The following is an 18,703-nucleotide window of genomic DNA, read 5'->3' as shown; positions in this document are numbered from 1 at the left end:
GCAAGCATTTCATTAAGATAATTTTTAAGTTCAAGCAATTGAGGGTGTGCTGGCATAGCAGTGATTCTTGCTGCTAAATTACCACCTTCAACCTCTCTAACGGTTTCTACTGATTGTTCTACTGCTTTAGCATCTTGTTCTAATGCATTTTTAGTTTTGGTGATGTTTTCATTAATAGCTTTTGCTATTATTCCAAATTCATCGTTACTCTTAACATCTATCATAGCAGAATCTTTAGTTTTATGATTGATAAAGTCAAAGAAAGAACTAAGACCATTTTGTATAGCTTGTAAAGGTGATAGATAATAAGAGATGATAAAATAAAGTAAAACAATACTTGCAATACTTGTAAAAATAACTATAATAGTTTGAATGTAAGCTATTTTTAGTGCAGGTGTTTCTATTACTTCTACATCTTCACCAGCACAAGTTGTATAACCATCAATTTTTACACAAATACCAAATCTATCGCCACCATTTTGAGTGGTATAATTAAAAATATTATAATCTCCAGCATTTTCATAAGCTTTAGCTACTGTAACTATATCTGGATTTTGCTCTCCACCAACTAATGATTTATCAGTTGATGCAAATACAGTATAAGCATGATCAAATACAAAAGTTCTTCCTGGTAGTTCGTTAAATTTTTCTTGTAAGTCTTTAACTAAAACATCAATTGCTAATACCCCTATAAATTTACCATCTTTAATTAAAGGCATAGCATAGGTAAAACATGGCAATCCTGTTGTTGCATCAATATAAGCTGCTGTGATATATAAACCATTTTTCTTTCTAGCTTCTATATAAAATTCTCTTGTGGTAGCATCATAATTGTCAGCTTTTCCATAAATTCCATAGTCTAAGCCTTTACTATCGCTATCTGGATCGCTTACTATTAATTCTCCATTTGATTGAGCTATATAGACAGCCAAATAGCTGTTTATATCTCTAACGGTTTTAAGTAAATCACCTGTGTTTTCCATAAGCTTTTCTTGAGTATTAAGTTCGTTATATGGAAGTCTTAAAATAGCTTGAGAAAGTTGCTCTAAAGAATGAGTATGGAGACTTTTAAAATCTCTCATTGATTTTTCTGCAACTTTTACATAGTTAGTTTCAGCTTTAACCACCTCATGATTTAAAGCTTTTTTTGTAAAAATAAAGCTAATAATTCCAAGTACTATCAAACAGATGATAGCTATAACATTAGCAATTAATGAAATTTTTAATTTAATACTTTTCATTAAATAACCTCCTTTTTTTATTTGCAATGTTGAAATTTGGTTTTATTATAACATTAAAATCAAAAATGTACAAATATTATCTAAATGATAAATTTTTATATTAATGTTTTTAAGAGTTTAGAGCATGCTTGCGAGAGTATAGTATAAGTCTCATTAAAATCTCCGCTATACCAAGGATCAGGAACTTCATCGTATCCTAATTCTAAAGCATAAGAAGTGATTTTGTGAATTTTGTGTTTAAAATTTGGAAAATTTTTAACTACATCATTATAATTAGAATTATCCATAACGATAATAAGATCATTTTCTTCACACATTTTTAAGCTTAGCTTTTGACTGCAAAATGGCTTGGAGTTGATATTTTTACTATTTAACATGGCTTTGGTTTTATAGTGCATATCCTCTCCATCATGATAACCTGAAGTGCCTGCGCTAGAAACAATAAATTTATCGTTTAAATTTGCTTTTATTAAAAGATCTTTCATGATAAATTCAGCCATAGGGGAACGACAAATATTCCCTAAGCAAACAAAAATAATTTTAGTCATTTTTTCCTCAAAAATTGTGTAGTTTTTTCAAAATTATAGCAGTATTTCAAAATATTTTTTAAGATTAATTAAAACTAAGATATAATTTTTCATTAATGGGGAGCTTTTGCTGAGAGGAAGTTAGACTTCGACCCTTGAGAAGTTTGGTAATGCGAACTTTGAATTCTTGCAAAAACTTTCCTTTTTTATAAAAAAGGATAAAAATGATACAAGCAAAAACAAAAACTAAAATTCCTATCTTAACTATAGCAGGAAGTGATTGTAGCGGTGGGGCTGGCATACAAGCTGATTTAAAAACTTTTAGCGCTCATAATTTATTTGGTATGAGTGTAGTTTTAAGCGTTGTGGCTGAAAATACTGCAAGAGTGATTTCTTGTTTTGATATACCCACTAAGATAATAGATGAGCAAATGCTAGCAGTTTATGAAGACATAGAGCCAGCTGCTGTAAAAATTGGAATGCTAGGTTCAAAGGAAATCATAATTTGTGTAAAAGAAAATTTATTGCGCTTTAAAGCTAAAAATGTAGTGATTGATCCTGTGATGTTTGCAAAAAATGGCTATGCTTTAATGCCTTTAGAAAATTGTCAGTTTTTTAAAGATGAAATTTTATCTTTAGCTGATGTACTTACTCCAAATATTCCCGAGGCTGAATTTTTATGTGATTTTAAAATACTTAATGAAGAGGATATGAAAAAAGCTGCTATAAAGCTTTTCAAAGAAGGTGCAAAAAGTGTTTTGATTAAAGGTGGACATAGTAAATATAACACCAATGATGTTTTTTATGACGGAAAGGAATTTAGTATTTTTAAAGCAGAAAAAATCAACACAAAAAACACACATGGCACAGGTTGTACATTAAGTTCAGCTATAGCTAGTAATCTTGCCTTAGGTAAAGAAAAGCATGAAGCTATAAAGCTTGCTAAAGATTATGTATATGGGGCTATATTAAATTCCTTAGCGCTTGGAAAAGGTTGCGGTCCAACAAATCATTTTTATCAATTTGATAAGGAATAAAAAATGATTAAAATAGTAAGAGAAAAAAATCCTTTGATTCATCATATTACTAATTATGTTACAGCTAATGATTGTGCGAATGTAACTATAGCAATGGGAGCAAGTGCTGCTATGGCTGATTTTTATGAAGAACAAACTGATTTTGCTAAAATAAGCTCAGCTTTAGTATTAAATACAGGTACAATTAATCAGCTTGTAGCAAATTCTATGTTAAAAGCAACCAAAGAATATGCTTTATTAAATAAACCTATAGTTTTTGATCCTGTCGCTTTGGGTGTGAGTAAGGCAAGAGATGGGATTAATTTTGAATTGCTTAATCTAAAAGGTATTAGTATTGTTAAAGCAAATGCGTCTGAAATGGCTAGTGTTATAGGTTTAGATGGTAAAGCAAGAGGGGTTGATAGTACTTTTGTAATTAATGATGAGTTTTTAGAAAAAGCTAGAGAATACTCATATAAAACTAAGCGTGTTTTAGCTATAACTGGAAAAATTGATTATATTATAAATCAAGAGCATATTGCTAAAATTTATAATGGCTCAATCATGGCTACTAAAATAACTGGAGCAGGTTGTATGTGCGCTTCTTTGTGTGGAGTTTTTGCAGGAGCATTGGAAGATAAATTTCAAGCTAGTTTGTATGCTTTGCTTAGTTTTGGTATAGCTAGTGAAATCGCTCAAGAACTTTCTAGTGGGAGTGGTAGTTTTAGAGTGAATTTAATCGATGCTTTAAGTAATTTAAATGATGAAGAAATTAAAAAAAGAGCTAAATATGAAATCATTTAAAATTTATCTTGTTGCAAGCAAGGGTGAGAAAAGTGAAAGTGAGTTTTTAAATATTTTAGAAGCTTCTTTGAAAGCCAAGATTGATATTTTACAACTTAGAGAAAAAAATCTTAGCACTTTAGAATTTTATAATCTTGCTTTAAAAGTTAAAACTTTGTGTGAAACATATAATACGCCTTTTGTGATAAATGATAGAATCGATATAGCCATGGCTGTGAATGCAAATGGAGTGCATATAGGACAAAAGGATATGCCTTTAAAAAAAGCAAGAGAACTTTTAGGCGAAGATAAAATCATAGGACTTACGATTAATCATAAAAGTGAGCTTGCCAACACTCAAAGCGCTACTTATCTTGGAGTAGGGGCTGTTTTTGCTACGCCTAGTAAGCAAGATTGTGTTGTACTTGGTATAGATGGATTAAAAGAAATTGCTAGTTTAAGTTCTTTACCTATTGTAGCTATAGGTGGGATAGATGAAACTAATTTAAATTTGCTTAAAGACTGTAATATACAAGGTATAGCTGTGGTTAGAGCAATAATGCAAGCAAGTGATCCTTATATGGCAACTTTAAATTTAAGATCAAGTTTTGATAAAACTTTTATAGGAAAATAATGATTTATTTTATAGGGGATAAAGAATTTGATGGCGTTAAGACTATAAGATTAAATGAAATCAAATTTCTTGATTTTGAAGTGAATTTAAAAGAATTTGATTGTTTGATCATTAGCTCTAAGAATGCACTCAAAGCATTAATGTCAAGTAAAAGTAAAATTAATTTTGATATTAAACTTTATGCTGTGGGGCAAAAAAGTGCTGATTTTGCAAAAGAACTTGGTTTTAAAAATATCAAATATCCTAGTAAAGCTTATGGTAAAAATTTAGCTAGCGAGTTTTTATCTGAGTTTAAAAATAAAAAATGTCTTTATTTAAGAGCTAAGAAAATTAGCTCAGGCCTTGATGAGGTTTTATTAAATGAAAATATCTCTTTAAAACAATTAATTGTTTATGAAAATGTAGCCATAGAGCCCAAAAAAGATGAGTTAAAAATACAACATCCTAGTGTTTTTATCTTTAGCGCTCCTTCAAGCATAGAGCAATTTTTGAAATTTTTTGCATTAAAAAACGAAGATAAAGTTGTAGTTATAGGTCAAAGTACAGCTTTAAAACTTCATAATTTTAAAAATTTGTATATATGCAAAGAGCAAGATCTAAACTCTTGTTTAAAATTAGCTAAGAGTTTAGATCTTTAAAAGTTTTATATAGTAAATAAGAAGCAATAAACACCATAAGAACCTCGCTTGCAAAAGAAGCAAGCCAAACTCCATTTAAGCTAAGATAATATGATAATACCTGTATAAAGATAAAAGGTAATACTAAACTTTGTATGATGGATATGGCTAAAGAAAGCATGGGTTTATCTAAAGCGGTAAAAAAAGATGCGCAAAGTTTTCCAAGCCAGCTTAATAAAAAAGAAAAAGAAAACAATACAAGTGCATTTTGTGCTAGATTTGCAAAACTAATATCATTATTTTTATTAAAGAGAGAAACTATAATTTCGTTGAAAAAAAATGCAAGTAAAAACACAGATATTCCAAATACACCAGATGCTATAAACATTCTTTTAAAAATAGCTTGAATTCTTAATATGTTTTTATATCCATAGTTGTAACTTATAGCAGGTTGCATGGCTTCACACATTGATAAAATTAAACCAAAAGCAAAGGTGCTTAAATAAAGTATAATAGAAAATGCCGCTAGTGCTTGATTCCCAGCTATTTTTAATAATATAGCATTAGCTAGTATGGTAAAAATAGAACTTGATATGTTTGAAAAAAATTCAGAAGATCCGTTATAAATAATATTTTTAAGTATTTTTAAATGAATTATAGGTTTTTTGAATTTTAAAATTAAGTCTTTAAAAATAAAAGGTATAAAGCCTAAAGTAGTTCCTAAAAACATACCTATACAAGTTGCTAAAGCAGCTGAGAATAAACTCCATTCAAAAATAACTATAAAAAGCCAATCCAAAATGATATTACTTAGAGCTACTGTGATATTAACCACCATGCTATAAAATGTTTTACCGCATATTCTTAAATAACTATCCATAGCAAAAGCTAACATGGTAAAAGGTGCAAAAAGAGCAAAAATTTGCATATATTCAGTGGATAAATTTTGTATGTTTTCATCAGCACCCATAAAAGCACTTAAAGGTTTTGCTAAGAAAAATCCTAATATTCCCATTAAGCAAGAAATTGCAAAAATAAGAACTATACAAAAAGAAAAAATAGCTCTTGCTTTTTCGATTTTTCCTTTACCTAGATTAATTGCTATTTGCACTGATGAACCTATGGCTATCATATCAGCCAAAGCAAAACTTATCATAATAAAGGGCATTACTAAATTCATGGCAGCTAATGAGTCTGTACCAAGGTATTTACCAACAAAAATTCCATCAATAATAATATAAAGATATATAAATGCAACACTTGCCATGTTAGGCAGGGCACATTTGCAAAACAATATAGTAGCATTTGTATTAGTGTAAAAATTGTGTAATGGCATAGTTTTCCTTATTAGCGTTTATTTTTGCGTTCTGTTTGATAATTTACGAATAAAATAAAGCTAATAGAGAGATTCTATGCCTTCTATGATATCTTTAAAATACGGATCAACAATGATTATAAAAAAATCTCTAAAAAGCATTTATATCACCTAAATTTTAAAAATACAATAAATAAAAGAAATTATATTATAGTAGTGGTTATAAATTTCTTAATATAAAATTTAATAATTTTTATCCGATTTTTATAAACCCACAAAAAAAGGAGCAAGGATGCAAATAAATTCGTATTCACGTGTGGCAGTGGAGTCACAGATTAGCAATAGGAAGGCTGATTCGAATACTAAGCTTGAAGATGCCAATACTAAAAGCGCTAATAGCACAAAAGATATTGATGAGGATAAGCTTAGTAAGCTTGCTAGTATAGGCGGAAAAGGTATAACAGAACTTTATGCTATGAGTTTTATGCAACAAGCATTTAGCATGAGTTCATCTAATGGTCTATCTCAAGCTGGGATTTTTCAAGGAGCTCAATCTAAGGATTCTTTAACAGCTATTTTATCAAATGTAGATTTTAAAGCTATAGGATATGAAGGTAAAGATATACTTAGTTTAAATGCTGATGAGGCAAAAGAGCTTATTGGGGAAGATGGGTATTTTGGTGTAGCAAAAACATCTCAAAGATTGGCTGATTTTGTTATTAATGGGGCTGGTGATGATATGGAAAAACTTCAAAAAGGTTTAGAAGGTCTAAAAGCAGGATTTGCGCAAGCGGAAAAAATGTGGGGTGGCAAACTTCCTGATATCAGCTATGAGACAATTGATAAAGCTATTGAAAAAGTAACTCAAAAAATCAATGAATTGGGTGGAAATTCTTTAGATATCAATGCATAAATTTATATCCCTAGTTTTAAACTAGGGATTTAGTCTATTTTTAAAACGCTTAAAAATGCTTCTTGAGGTAAATGTACTTTGCCAATAGCTTTCATTCTTTTTTTACCTTCTTTTTGTTTTTCAAGAAGCTTTCTTTTTCTAGTAATATCCCCGCCATAGCATTTTGCAGTTACATTTTTACCCATAGATTTTACATTTTCTCTTGCGATGATTTTATTTCCAATGCTTGCTTGGATAGCAACTTCAAAAAGCTGTCTTGGGACGATTTCTTTCATCGCTTTTACCAGCTCCCTGCCTTTACTTAGTGCCTTTTCATTTGGCACTATGATGCTTAGTGCATCGACATTTTCACCAGCTACTTTAATATCAAGCTTTACAAGATCACCCACTCTAAATTCAATAGGCTCATAATCAAAACTAGCATAACCTTTAGTGAGTGATTTGAGTTTATCGTAAAAGTCCATAACGATTTCGTTTAAAGGTATATCATACTCAAGTAAAACACGCTCAGGAGTGATATAATCCATCTTAACTTGCATACCACGTTTGCGATTTAAAAGAGTGATTAAATTTCCTAAATATTCGCTTGGGGTTATGATAGTTGCTTTTACATAAGGTTCTTTTATGTGATCGATTTTATTTACTGGAGGCAGCTCACTTGGATTTTGAATTTTTAAAACTTCTCCATCGGTTTGATAAATTTCATAAGTAACGGTTGGAGCAGTAGCAATCAAATCAAGGTTAAACTCACGCTCAAGTCTTTCTTTAATAACCTCCATATGTAAAAGACCTAAAAAACCAACTCTAAAACCAAATCCTAAAGCTAGCGATGTCTCAGGTTCATAGGTAATAGAACTATCATTGAGTTTTAATTTATCTAAAGCATCTCTTAAATCTTCAAATTTATCCGTTTCTATAGGGTATAATCCTGCAAAAACAAAAGCTTTGGCTTTTTCAAAACCACCAATGGCTTCTTTTGCCTTATTTTTGGTTAGTGTTATGGTATCGCCCACTTGAACATCAGCAACATTTTTAAGTCCAAGCACGATAACACCTACTTCACCTGATTCTAATTTTTTGGTTTTTATAGGGTTTAATGGATGGGGGTAAAAAAGATCTTGTACAAGATGTTTTTTATCTGTACTCATAACTAAAACTTCATCATTTTTAGCTATATTTCCCTCATAAATTCTAACTAAAGCTAAAGCTCCAAGATAATTATCAAACCAAGAATCGTAGATTAAAGCCTTAGTAGGTGCTTCATCATCGGTTTTTGGCGCAGGAATTTTTGTGATGATGGTTTCTATGAGTTCTTTTATACCTACACCTGTTTTTGCGCTAACACAAATTGCATTAGAGCAATCAATGCCTATAATATGTTCTATTTCGTGCTTAACTTTTTCTATATCAGCTGAAGGAAGATCTATTTTATTTATCACTGGTATGATTTCAAGATCATTTTCTAAGGCTATATAAACATTGGCTATAGTTTGAGCTTCTACTCCTTGTGAAGCATCAACAACAAGTAAAGCTCCCTCACAACTTGCCAAAGAGCGACTTACTTCATAGGAAAAATCAACATGACCTGGAGTATCTATTAAATTTAATACATATTCTTCGTTATTAAGTTTATAATTTAAACGCACAGATTGAGCTTTTATAGTTATACCACGCTCTTTTTCTATATCCATAGTATCCATTACTTGGGCACTCATTTGTCTATCGCTAATTGCACCACACTCGCTGATAATTCTATCGGCTAATGTACTTTTTCCATGATCAATATGAGCTATAATAGAGAAATTTCTAATATTTTTCATCAAAAAACCTTAAGATTGTCTCATTTTTCTTTTTGCTAAACCTATTTGCTCATAAGCATCTATTTCGTTTTTTAAAGTTTTATATCTTTTTTTTAATTCATTATTTAAAAACGAAATATTCTTAGGAGTGGCATTGGCATTTGCTGAAATAGCACTAATAAAATCAAGTTTTCTTTTAGTGGCGCTATCTTTTGGATTAGATCCTAATTTTTGTGAGTTTAAAAACTGCAAAATCAAAGCTTGAATTTCTTGAGAATTTTTTGCATCATTAGCTTTAGATATAAAATCTTCAATGTTAATTATTTTTGGAGTTTTAGTGATATTTGATTTATTGGTGTTTTTATCTTTGTGTGTAAAAAATAAAACTAAAAGAATTCCAAGTATAATAACAATAACTAAAGCAATAATCAAAAATACAAAAAGAGAATTATTCATTTAAAACTTTCCTATAATTTTTTTGCATAAGATTTTTTGAAATAACTTGCTATGCTTAATGCCACCATAAATAAAAAGCCCCAATACACATAATCAGGAATTTTTACTGAATCTCCTGCTGCGTAAGAGTGCATACCAGTTAAAAAGTAATTTACTCCAAAATAAGTCATAATAATCACCCAGTATGCAAACATAGAGCAAACTGCAAAAGTGTATTGATTTGCCCATTTTGGCACCATTCTAATGTGTAAAATAGCCGCATAAACTAAAATACTAATTAAAGCCCAAGTTTCCTTAGAATCCCAACTCCAATATCTTCCCCAGCTTTCATTTGCCCATATAGCACCTAAGAAATTTCCAACTGTAAGTAAGCAAAGTCCTAAGATCATAGCCATTTCGTTGATTCTTGTTGCTTCTGTAATATTTCTTAAAATATTTTCATTATGCTTACCATTGATTTTTAGCATGCATAGTAAAACAAGTACAAATATACCTAATAATGCACATAGTCCTAAAAACCCATAGCTAGCAGTAATAACTGAAACATGTATAGTTAGCCAGTATGATTGCAACACAGGAACTAAGTTGGTAATTTGTGGATCCATTTGGCTAAGATGAGCTACACCTAAAGTAACCCCTGCTAAAATAGAAGTTAAAGAAAGTGCAATAGGGCTTTTTCTGGAAAAGAAAATTCCAGATAATGATAAAGCCCAAGCTATATAAACCATACTCTCATAAGCATTGCTCCATGGTGCGCGACCTGCTATATACCAACGCAAAGCCAAACCTAAAGTATGGATGAAAAATGCCACGATATTAAATACATAAACACATTTAAAAATAAAATCAATGCGTATTTTTGGCAGTAGCATCTTAATAAAAACTATAATTAAAAGCAAAAATCCAGCACAAAGATAAAGAGGGGTAAGATTTACAAAAATTTGACTTTTATTGAAAAAGATTTCTGTGCTAATTTTTTTAGCACTAGGCATAACTTCATGGCCGTATTTTTCTTGGTAATTTTTGATAACATTTAAGTTTTTAGTTGCTTCATCCCAGTTATTATGTACAATGGAATTACTAACTGCATTAAAATAGTTTTCTAAAATACTTTTAACTTCTGCACCTTCTTCACCTTTTAATCCTATATAAGCTTCACGTGGTGCCACCCATTGATTATTTGTGCTATTTTGTAAAGGAATAAATCTAAAAATATCACCTGAGAAAATTAAATTTACAATATTAACCCTTTCATCAAGCTTGATGATTTCTTTATCAAAAACACTTCTGCGGTTTGGATTTTTTCTATTAGCATTTTCTACATATTTTTGTAGTTTATATGAATCTGTAGTGAAAAAATCTTTAAAACTAGTATAGGTTCTAGGCTCAATTTCTAAAATTTTAGAAATTTCTTCATTAACCAAACGACTGCTCGGCATAAAAATAATATCTTTATCATACCATGCACTACCATCAAAAATCATCGATATGATTGTTGCTTCAGCGCTTTGCCCTTGGAATGTCGTTGTTTTATGTATTTTTTCTAAAACTTCCATGGCTAAAGTATTAAAAGGAACCATTCTACCATCAGGCTTTTGCACTATCAAAGAAGCAAGTTCTTTAGCGTGTGCTTCATCTACCTTGATAGGCTCATTTGCGTAAGTATTTTGGCCTGCAAATAAAACTAATATAAAAGCCAAAATAGCACTTGTTTTTTTTAGAGTGTCTTGGTTGATTAATTTAGCTAAGGTTCTAAATCTTGAATGAGGATTTAAAATATTTAAAAACATTCCTAATGTGAGTAAAAAATATCCTATATATGTAGGAATTTTACCCGGATCTTTATTGACTGAAAGTATGGTGCCAAGTTCATCTTGATCGTATGAGCTTTGGTAAAATCTATAACCTTGATAATCTAAAACATTATTCATGAAAATTTTATATTCTAGTTTCTTATCAGCATTGTCAATTTCTACATAACTTGCATAAGACATAGGCGACATCGAGCCAGGATAGCGTTCTAATTCAAAGTCTTTTAGGTACATTTCAAATGGCATTTCTATTCCTTTAGGACCCCATCTTAAAAAGAAAGGTTGACCTGCTACATCAATACGGATAGGCGAGTTGTATTCTACTAGGAAAACTTCTTTGGATTCTCCTTTATAGCTTAATTTTAATTTTAAAGCATTAATAGCATTATCTGAAAGTTGAGTTGGCATATATTTAGTGCTTTGTGCAAAATCTTTGAAATTATTTAATAAAGAATTATTCCAGTATTTTGCCTCACCAAATAAAGAAATCAAAGCATTGCGTCCTAGCTCTATCCAACTATTTTTAAACCAAGTAAAAAAGCTTTCATCTTGAGCTTGATTGATACCTTCTAAAGTTTTTTTGCCATGCAAGGAAGCAAATTTAACCACTAAATTAATATCATTAAAAGAATATAATCTTAAATCTTTAGCTTGTGCTTTTTGATTTGCTTTTAAAATATTTTCTTTGCCATCACTCATTGACATGTATTTTAAATCAAAATCAGCACTAAGTTTTAAATCTTTATCGATTTTTATATAAGGACTTGGAACAGAGTCATTTAAAAATGCTATATTAACGCCGTTGATATTTTCAATATCTCCTGCTTGCAAAAGCAATTCTTTAGATTCGTTATTTTGTGAAAGCATTAAAGATAAAAGTGGAGCAGAATTATTATCATCAATATAAACTTCTTTTGCATCTAAGATTAAATTTTCATATGCAATTTGAGCTTTTTCATCAGGCAAGATTAAATCAAATGAAAAATCATTTACAAAAGGTAGGGTTGCAATATATTCAGATTTTGAAGCACTATATACTTTATCATCTTTTAAGGTTGCTATGTAAATATAACTTTTTGAAGTTTCAATAATATTGTTTTTTTCATTTTCTCTAATGTGTAAATTTCCCTCAAATCCCATATATCTAGTCATCGCTGAGCCTAGTAATATAAATAAAAATGAGATATGAAAGATTAAAAGTGGTATTTTTTTCTTATTAAACATTTTGTATTTAAAAAGAGCTACTAAAAGATTAATCCCTAGTATGAGTTGTATAAAGCCAAACCAAGAAGAGCCATAGATCATTGCCCAAGCTGTTGGTGTATTATAAGCACTTTCTATGAAAGTAGCTAGGGCGCAAAATAGGGCAAAAATTAAAAATAAAAAAATAGAAATTTTTATATCCCCAAAAGCTAAAAGTTGTTTTTTCATGAATTAAGCTCCAAGGTATTTTTTTCTAATCTCATCATTACCGATAAGATCTTTTGCAGGTGCATGCATAGCGATTTTGCCATTTTCTAAAACGTAAGCATAGTCGCTGATTTTTAAAGCTGAAAATGCATTTTGTTCTACTAATAAAATAGTAATTCCTTCTTCTTTTAATTTGACTATAATATCAAAAACCTCTCCAACTATTTTTGGAGCAAGACCTAATGAGGGCTCATCAAGCATTAAAAGCTTTGGTTCGCTCATGAGTGCCCTTGAGATAGCTAGCATTTGAGCTTCCCCACCGCTTAGAGTTCCTGCAAGGGCATTTTTTTTATCTTTTAATCTTGGGAAAAGCCTATACATTTGATTTTTTAAATGCTCGTAATTTTCTGCATTATTAAAAGCACCAATTTTTAAATTTTCCTCTATAGTAAGATTGATAAAAACTCTTCTTCCCTCAGGTACTAAAGCAATGCCTTTTTGAACTAGAGTGTGCGGTAAGTGTCTTTGAGTATCATAACCTAGAAAAGTTACCTCACCGGTTTTTTTAACACAATTTAGCATAGCATTAAGTGTTGAGGTTTTTCCTGCGCCATTTGAGCCTATTAAGCTAACTATACTTCCTGTTTTTATAGTAAAATCAATACCTTTAACAGCTTCAATCAAACCATAATAAACATGTAAATCTTTAACTACTAGCATTAAAATCTCCCAAATATGCACTAATTACTTCAGGGTTTTGCACCGCATCGTTTGGTTTTCCCTCAAAAATAGTCTTACCATAATCAAGCACCATAACCCTATCACAAAGTTTATTTACAAATTTCATATCATGCTCTATAAGTAAAACACTAATTTTTTTATTATCTCTTATGTTAAAAATTAACTCAGCCAAATCATCACTTTCTGTAGAATTCATACCTGCTGCAGGTTCATCTAGCAATAAAAGTTTAGGATTTGTTGCTAAAGCTCTTGCTATTTCGACTTTTCTTTGCTGACCATAGCTTAAACTAGTAGCTTTTTCATCAGCCAAATGAGCAATATTGAGTTGTTCTAAAATTTCATAAGCTGCTTTTTTTGCATTTTTTTCTGCTTTGGAAAATCTTCCAAGATGTAAAAAGGCTTCGAAAATATTATATTTAATACTCTTATCAAAACCAATCAATACATTTTCTAAAACACTCATGCTTGAAAAAAGTCTTATGTTTTGAAAAGTTCTTGCTATACCTAGATGAACTATTTTGTGTGGTTTTAAATGATCAATTTTTTTTCCTAGAAAAAAGACTTCCCCGCTACTTGGCTTATAATTTCCTGTAATAATATTAAATAACGTAGTTTTTCCTGCGCCATTTGGGCCTATAAGTCCAAAAATTTCACTTTCTTTAATAGCAAATGAGGTATTAGCTATAGCGCTAACTCCACCAAAATTTTTATGAATTTCTTTAAGCTCTAAAATCATTTTTTCTTCCTTTTAGAAAACTTAAATAAAATATCTGTTAATTCTTTATCTCCCATTATTCCTCTTCTTGCAAAAAGCATTACCAAGATCAATACAATGGAAAATACAACCATTCTAAGACCAGGCATAGCAGGGGTTTCATAACCAAAAATATTCATACTTTCATCTAAAAATCTTAAATACTCGCTTCCACCTATTACTAAAATAGCCCCAATGATAGCACCAGTAGTTGAACCTAAGCCACCTAAAACAATGATGATTAAAAGTTGGAAGGTAAATAAAAAGTCAAATTGCTCAGGTGAAACTGAAGCTAGCGCACAAGCAAGCAAGCCTCCCCCAACACCTTCTAAAAACGCTGAAGTACTAAAGGCTAAGGTTTTAATATTAAAGGTGTTTATACCCATTGCTAGTGCCGCATCTTCATCATCTCTTACAGCTTTCATAGCTCTACCAAATTTTGAGCTAACAATATTTAAGATGATAACAACTGAAAATATAGCAATCCCACCACTCCAGTATAAAGTAGTGTGTTTAGGAATGTCGTTTAAGCCCAAAGAGCCATTTGTAACAGAAGCAAAGTTAATCGCCATAAGTTTAATGATAATACCAAAACCTAGTGTTACAATAGCTAAGTAATCCCCTCTAACTCTAAATACTGCAAAAGCCAAAACTAAAGATAAAAGCATAGCGCAAAGTCCGGCAGCAAGTAAAGCCACAATAAAACTTGGGGAATGTATCATCAAAATAAAGCTACTTGGATCTTCTAAAGAAAACTGGTCGATTTTGCTTTCACTTGTAAGTAATACTAAAGCTGCAACATAAGCTCCTATAGCTACAAAGCCATTTGGTTCTAGTGAAAATTGTCCTGTAACCCCGTTGATAAGATTATAGCTTACTGCTAAGATAACAAAAATAGCAATATTGCTTAAAATTCCTATTTTATAATCATTGAAAAAATAAGGAGATACAAAAAGAAAAGCAAGTGCTATGATAAAAAAACTTAAATGTGTAATTTTTCTTGCAACCATCTTAAAACCTACTTTTTTCAAAATTTATGCCCAAAATTCCAGTTGGTTTAAAAAGCAAAATCAATACTAAAAAGATAAACGCAAAAGCATCTTTAAAACCAGAAAGATCAGGGAAAATAGCAACTACAACAACTTCTGTAAATCCTATAATCAAACCACCTAATACCGCTCCAGCAACCGAACCAATACCACCTAAAACAGCAGCGCCAAATGCCTTAAGTCCTATAAGAGTTCCCATGCTAGGTTCAACAGAAGGATAACTAACAGCCCAAAAAATACCACCAATAGCGGCTAAAGCTGAGCCTAGTGCAAATACAATAGCGATAATACGATTTGCGTCAATTCCCATTAAATTTACAGTATGAATATCAAAAGCTAAAGCTCTAATAGCAATGCCATATTTGCTTTTATAAAGTATGAATAAAACCACTAATAGTATAAAAAATGTCAAAATAGGCACTAAAATACTATTAATGCTAATGCTGATATTATTAAAATTAATCACTGTTTCAAGATAATTTGGCACAGGAAAATATTTTGGGGTTGAACCAAATAAGACATTAAATACATTTTGTATTAAAAAGCTTATGCCTATAGCTGTAATAAGTAAAGAAATTCTAGGTGCTTTTCTTAAAGGTTTATAAGCTACTCTATCAATAGCTATACCTAAAGCTGCTGCAAATAACATAGCCAAAGAAAGAGCTCCTAGAAAAGGCACATTCATACTTGTGACACAAAATAAAGCTGAGTATGCACCTACCATCATGATATCGCCATGTGCAAAATTAATCAATCTTAAAACACCATAGACCATTGTATAGCCTATAGCAATAAGTGCATACATGCTACCTAAGCTAAAACCATTTATAATTTGCTGTAAAATTAAAGAACTATCCATTGAACCTCTTAAAAATTTATTTACGGAAGAATCGTATCTTTATAAATTTGTTTTTGATTTTCTATTGATTTTATAACAATTGAACGCGTAGCATTACCTGTTTTATCAATGCTAATTACTCCGCTAACACCTTCAAATTTTGAAGTAGCGTGGATATTGTTATTAATGCATTCACTGTTAAAATCATTAACACATTTTTGCATAGCTTCAAAAATCACAAAATACGCATCTGCACCCATAGCTGTGAAATTTGGAACTTCTTTGCTTTGTTTTTCTTTTTCATAAGCTAGTATGAAGTCTTTTGAAAGTTGTGTTGGTGGGTTATTATAATCAAAGCTATCGGTAAATAAATATCCTTCTGCAGCATCTTGAGCTAAATTAATAAAGGTTTCATCAGCAACTCCATCTGCTGAACCCATAGGGATATTTATACCCATTGCTTTTGCTTGTCTTGCAAATAAAGAAGCTTCGGTATAATATACTGGAAGATAAATAAAATCAGGTTTTAAATTTTTAATTTGTGAAAGAATAGCTTTAAAGTCTTTATCGCCTGCTGTGATTCTAAATTTATCTAAAATTTTTCCACCTTGCTTACTAAATTCTTTTTCAAAGGCTCTAGTTAAACCCAAAGAATAATCCGCGCTTTGATCGCTAATTATTACAGCTTTAGTATAGTTAAGTTTATTTTTTACATAATTAGCTAAAGATGAGCCTTGGAAGCTATCCATAAAACAAACTCTACTAGCATATAATTTTTTATTTAAAATTTTATCAGCAGTAGCTGCAGGAGCAACCACTGGGATCTTTTTTTCTTCGCCAATTCTTATCACTTGCAAAGTATTAGCTGTTAGCATTTCACCAATTAGCGCATAAGCTTTGTTTTGCGAAACCAATCTTGTGCTAGCATTGGCACTTTCTATTTTATCACCTTTTGTATCTACTACTACTAAATTTACTTTATCTCCATTACTTAGAGTGTTTTTCATGGAATTTGCAATTTTCACTCCATCTAAAGCACTTTGTCCATATGCTGCCGTAGAACCTGTTAGAGGTAAAACTACGCCAATGTTGATTTCTTTTGCTTGTATAATATTGCAAGCTATGACAGATAATATAGCTATACTAATTTTTTTCATAGTTTACCTTTCAAGGATTGATAATAGTTTTATATACTTGTTTTTGATCTTGTATTTCTTTTATAACTACAGAACGACTCGCATTACCACTAGCATCTATGCTTATAACCCCACCCACACCTTCAAAATTACTGGTTGAGTGAATTTTTTCATTAATGCATTGTGCATTAAGATTACTAGCACATTCATTCATTGCATTTACCATTACATAATAAGCATCAGCTCCCATAGCAGAAAATGCTGGAAGCTCTTTGGTGCCATGATCTTTTTCATAAGCATTGATGAAATTTTTAGATAAAATTGTTGGAGGATTGTTATAATCAAAACTATCAGTAAATACTACTCCATTTACAGCATCTCCACCAAGCTCAATAAATGTTTTATTATTTACTCCATCTCCTGCGCTTAAAAGTTTGTTAAATCCAACCGCTTTTGCTTGTCTTGCTATTAAGGCAGCTTCTGGGTGGTAAATTGGCATATAAACAAAGTCTGGATTGATACTTTTAAGTTGCGAAACAATAGCTTTAAAGTCTTTATCGCCCGAAGAAATGGTTAATTTTTTAAGTACTTTTCCACCATTTTGCTTAAATTCTTTTTCAAAAGCTCTTGCTAGACCCAATGAATATACATTGCTTTGATCAACTATAACAACCACGCTTTTTAAATTTAAATCTTTATAGGCATAATTAGCAAATTTATCTCCTTGAAAGCTATCCATAAAACAAACTCTACTAGCATAGCTTTTTTTATCTAAAAGCTTATCGCCTGAGGCAACTGGAGCTATAGCAGGAACTTTTCTTTCTTCGGCTATGGATAAAACTTGCATAGTATTTGGTGTAACAGCTTCGCCTATAAGCCCCAAAACTTTATCTTGAGAGATAAGTCTAGTAGTAGCATTTGCTGCCTCTATTTTATCACCTTTAGTATCAATAGCTATAATTTTAATACTATCTCCATTTTTTAAATTTGGATTTAAAGTATTGGCTAGTTTAATACCCTCATATACATCATTACCATAGGCTGCTAAAGCGCCAGTAAGCGGCAAAACAACCCCTATTTTTACCTCTGCAGCATAAATTGAACTAGCACAAAGTAAGCTAGCTAACAGTAGATTTTTTTTCATGAAAACTCCTTTTTGTTATTTTAAAAATGTATTGTGTTTAGTTTTTGGTGCTGGCTCTTCTTCTAAAAGATCTTTTTGATTAAGCTCTATAGAAAAATTTTGTCCTTTTAAATAAGCTATGATGTGGTTCATATCACTATCACTTAATTTTTTAGCATACAAACTCATTTGGATATTATCGCTTGATTGATTTTTAAAATATCCATTAGCATAATCCTTCAAAGCACCTTTGATTTCTTCTGGACTTAAGTCTTTAAGAGCTCTTTTGCCATAAGAATTTTTTTCTCCATTCTCTCCATGACAAGTATTACATTTATTTTTAAAATATATTTCTTTAGCTTTTTCTAAGTCATAACTAATGTTATCATTAAAAGTATAAGTAAATAAAGATTTTACATTAAAAGCTAATAGTGAATTAAAAAATAAAACACTTACAATAAACAAGCGCAACATAAATATAACCTTTTTTAATATATAAATAAAGCTCGATTATATCTAAAAAAAATAAATAATCTCACT

18 protein-coding genes are annotated in these 18,703 nt (G+C 30.6%); 5 read left to right on the top strand and 13 right to left on the bottom strand.

Annotated features, from left to right (window positions below; translation table 11 throughout):
- Both L8U41_RS07580 and L8U41_RS07575 read right to left on the bottom strand, forming a co-directional pair.
- On the bottom strand, positions 1-1,241 hold a 1,241-nt coding region (locus L8U41_RS07580), incomplete at its 3' end, for a PDC sensor domain-containing protein (RefSeq protein WP_263703118.1).
- A 95-nt stretch (positions 1,242-1,336) separates the two neighbouring features.
- Positions 1,337-1,789, bottom strand: coding sequence for a low molecular weight protein-tyrosine-phosphatase (locus L8U41_RS07575; RefSeq protein ID WP_263703117.1), 453 nt, complete (start codon positions 1,787-1,789; stop codon positions 1,337-1,339).
- Positions 1,790-1,995: 206 nt separating this feature from the next.
- Between L8U41_RS07575 and thiD the strand changes: the two genes are divergently transcribed.
- Genes thiD through L8U41_RS07555 form a run of 4 tightly spaced genes read left to right on the top strand, consistent with a single transcriptional unit; the run spans position 1,996 to position 4,839 of the window.
- Entirely contained in the window at positions 1,996-2,805 is an 810-nt protein-coding gene (thiD, locus tag L8U41_RS07570; RefSeq protein ID WP_263728226.1) for a bifunctional hydroxymethylpyrimidine kinase/phosphomethylpyrimidine kinase, read from the top strand.
- A gap of 3 nt (positions 2,806-2,808) precedes the next feature.
- Positions 2,809-3,588, top strand: coding sequence for a hydroxyethylthiazole kinase (thiM, locus tag L8U41_RS07565; RefSeq protein ID WP_263728224.1), 780 nt, complete (start codon positions 2,809-2,811; stop codon positions 3,586-3,588).
- Positions 3,575-4,201: a thiamine phosphate synthase gene (gene thiE, locus L8U41_RS07560; protein WP_263728223.1), complete on the top strand. Its 627-nt coding sequence runs from the start codon at positions 3,575-3,577 to the stop codon at positions 4,199-4,201. Before thiM ends, thiE begins: the two co-directional genes overlap by 14 nt.
- Positions 4,198-4,839: a uroporphyrinogen-III synthase gene (locus L8U41_RS07555; protein ID WP_263679694.1), complete on the top strand. Its 642-nt coding sequence runs from the start codon at positions 4,198-4,200 to the stop codon at positions 4,837-4,839. Before thiE ends, L8U41_RS07555 begins: the two co-directional genes overlap by 4 nt.
- Here L8U41_RS07555 and L8U41_RS07550 read toward each other — a convergent pair.
- Positions 4,820-6,154, bottom strand: a complete 1,335-nt coding sequence (locus L8U41_RS07550; RefSeq protein ID WP_263728220.1) for an MATE family efflux transporter — start codon at positions 6,152-6,154, stop codon at positions 4,820-4,822. The two genes, L8U41_RS07555 and L8U41_RS07550, sit on opposite strands and share 20 nt — an antisense overlap.
- Positions 6,155-6,425: 271 nt before the next feature.
- On the opposite strand from L8U41_RS07550, the gene L8U41_RS07545 reads away from it, so the two are divergent.
- Positions 6,426-7,046 carry a hypothetical protein gene (locus tag L8U41_RS07545; protein WP_263664244.1) on the top strand — a complete coding sequence of 207 codons (621 nt, stop codon included), beginning with the start codon at positions 6,426-6,428 and terminating at the stop codon, positions 7,044-7,046.
- Between the two features lie 29 nt (positions 7,047-7,075).
- Here the strand turns inward: L8U41_RS07545 and lepA are convergent, their stop codons facing one another.
- Genes lepA through L8U41_RS07495 form a run of 10 tightly spaced genes read right to left on the bottom strand, consistent with a single transcriptional unit; the run spans position 7,076 to position 18,637 of the window.
- Positions 7,076-8,866 (bottom strand): translation elongation factor 4, encoded by a 1,791-nt coding sequence (gene lepA / locus L8U41_RS07540; protein ID WP_263679687.1) that lies wholly within the window; start codon positions 8,864-8,866, stop codon positions 7,076-7,078.
- 9 nt (positions 8,867-8,875) lie between these two features.
- Complete coding sequence (locus L8U41_RS07535; RefSeq protein ID WP_263664243.1) at positions 8,876-9,301, bottom strand: hypothetical protein; 426 nt, start codon at positions 9,299-9,301, stop codon at positions 8,876-8,878.
- Between the two features lie 11 nt (positions 9,302-9,312).
- Positions 9,313-12,543 (bottom strand): c-type cytochrome biogenesis protein CcsB, encoded by a 3,231-nt coding sequence (gene ccsB / locus L8U41_RS07530; RefSeq protein ID WP_263728218.1) that lies wholly within the window; start codon positions 12,541-12,543, stop codon positions 9,313-9,315.
- Positions 12,544-12,546: 3 nt separating this feature from the next.
- Positions 12,547-13,242 (bottom strand): high-affinity branched-chain amino acid transporter, ATP-binding protein, encoded by a 696-nt coding sequence (locus L8U41_RS07525; RefSeq protein WP_039618807.1) that lies wholly within the window; start codon positions 13,240-13,242, stop codon positions 12,547-12,549.
- Positions 13,229-13,999, bottom strand: coding sequence for an ABC transporter ATP-binding protein (locus L8U41_RS07520; protein ID WP_263683264.1), 771 nt, complete (start codon positions 13,997-13,999; stop codon positions 13,229-13,231). The genes L8U41_RS07525 and L8U41_RS07520 overlap by 14 nt, the downstream gene beginning before the upstream one ends.
- The gene (locus L8U41_RS07515; protein WP_263728217.1) at positions 13,996-15,027 is read right to left on the bottom strand and encodes a branched-chain amino acid ABC transporter permease; all 1,032 of its coding nucleotides are present in this window, start codon (positions 15,025-15,027) and stop codon (positions 13,996-13,998) included. Before L8U41_RS07515 ends, L8U41_RS07520 begins: the two co-directional genes overlap by 4 nt.
- A gap of 1 nt (position 15,028) precedes the next feature.
- A complete protein-coding gene (locus tag L8U41_RS07510; RefSeq protein WP_263683266.1) occupies positions 15,029-15,925 on the bottom strand; it encodes a branched-chain amino acid ABC transporter permease in 897 nt (298 codons plus the stop codon).
- Between the two features lie 20 nt (positions 15,926-15,945).
- Positions 15,946-17,061, bottom strand: coding sequence for an ABC transporter substrate-binding protein (locus tag L8U41_RS07505; RefSeq protein WP_263728216.1), 1,116 nt, complete (start codon positions 17,059-17,061; stop codon positions 15,946-15,948).
- A gap of 10 nt (positions 17,062-17,071) precedes the next feature.
- Positions 17,072-18,184 carry an ABC transporter substrate-binding protein gene (locus L8U41_RS07500; protein WP_263728215.1) on the bottom strand — a complete coding sequence of 371 codons (1,113 nt, stop codon included), beginning with the start codon at positions 18,182-18,184 and terminating at the stop codon, positions 17,072-17,074.
- A gap of 15 nt (positions 18,185-18,199) precedes the next feature.
- Positions 18,200-18,637 carry a c-type cytochrome gene (locus L8U41_RS07495; RefSeq protein ID WP_263728214.1) on the bottom strand — a complete coding sequence of 146 codons (438 nt, stop codon included), beginning with the start codon at positions 18,635-18,637 and terminating at the stop codon, positions 18,200-18,202.
- Positions 18,638-18,703: the final 66 nt, after the last annotated feature.

The organism is Campylobacter sp. RKI_CA19_01116 (assembly GCF_025771405.1).
GTDB lineage: Bacteria > Campylobacterota > Campylobacteria > Campylobacterales > Campylobacteraceae > Campylobacter_D.
Note: the sequence above shows the minus strand (reverse complement) of the source record. Positions and strands in the feature narration are given on the sequence as shown.

What these genes read in the sequence shown, in the direction of transcription:
- L8U41_RS07575 (WP_263703117.1), bottom strand. Translation starts at nt 1,789, where the DNA reads ATGACTAAAATTATTTTTGTTTGCTTAGGGAATATTTGTCGTTCCCCT.
- thiM (WP_263728224.1), top strand. Translation starts at nt 2,809, where the DNA reads ATGATTAAAATAGTAAGAGAAAAAAATCCTTTGATTCATCATATTACT.
- thiE (WP_263728223.1), top strand. Translation starts at nt 3,575, where the DNA reads ATGAAATCATTTAAAATTTATCTTGTTGCAAGCAAGGGTGAGAAAAGT.
- L8U41_RS07550 (WP_263728220.1), bottom strand. Translation starts at nt 6,154, where the DNA reads ATGCCATTACACAATTTTTACACTAATACAAATGCTACTATATTGTTT.
- L8U41_RS07545 (WP_263664244.1), top strand. Translation starts at nt 6,426, where the DNA reads ATGCAAATAAATTCGTATTCACGTGTGGCAGTGGAGTCACAGATTAGC.
- lepA (WP_263679687.1), bottom strand. Translation starts at nt 8,866, where the DNA reads ATGAAAAATATTAGAAATTTCTCTATTATAGCTCATATTGATCATGGA.
- L8U41_RS07535 (WP_263664243.1), bottom strand. Translation starts at nt 9,301, where the DNA reads ATGAATAATTCTCTTTTTGTATTTTTGATTATTGCTTTAGTTATTGTT.
- ccsB (WP_263728218.1), bottom strand. Translation starts at nt 12,543, where the DNA reads ATGAAAAAACAACTTTTAGCTTTTGGGGATATAAAAATTTCTATTTTT.
- L8U41_RS07525 (WP_039618807.1), bottom strand. Translation starts at nt 13,242, where the DNA reads ATGCTAGTAGTTAAAGATTTACATGTTTATTATGGTTTGATTGAAGCT.
- L8U41_RS07520 (WP_263683264.1), bottom strand. Translation starts at nt 13,999, where the DNA reads ATGATTTTAGAGCTTAAAGAAATTCATAAAAATTTTGGTGGAGTTAGC.
- L8U41_RS07515 (WP_263728217.1), bottom strand. Translation starts at nt 15,027, where the DNA reads ATGGTTGCAAGAAAAATTACACATTTAAGTTTTTTTATCATAGCACTT.
- L8U41_RS07510 (WP_263683266.1), bottom strand. Translation starts at nt 15,925, where the DNA reads ATGGATAGTTCTTTAATTTTACAGCAAATTATAAATGGTTTTAGCTTA.
- L8U41_RS07505 (WP_263728216.1), bottom strand. Translation starts at nt 17,061, where the DNA reads ATGAAAAAAATTAGTATAGCTATATTATCTGTCATAGCTTGCAATATT.
- L8U41_RS07500 (WP_263728215.1), bottom strand. Translation starts at nt 18,184, where the DNA reads ATGAAAAAAAATCTACTGTTAGCTAGCTTACTTTGTGCTAGTTCAATT.
- L8U41_RS07495 (WP_263728214.1), bottom strand. Translation starts at nt 18,637, where the DNA reads ATGTTGCGCTTGTTTATTGTAAGTGTTTTATTTTTTAATTCACTATTA.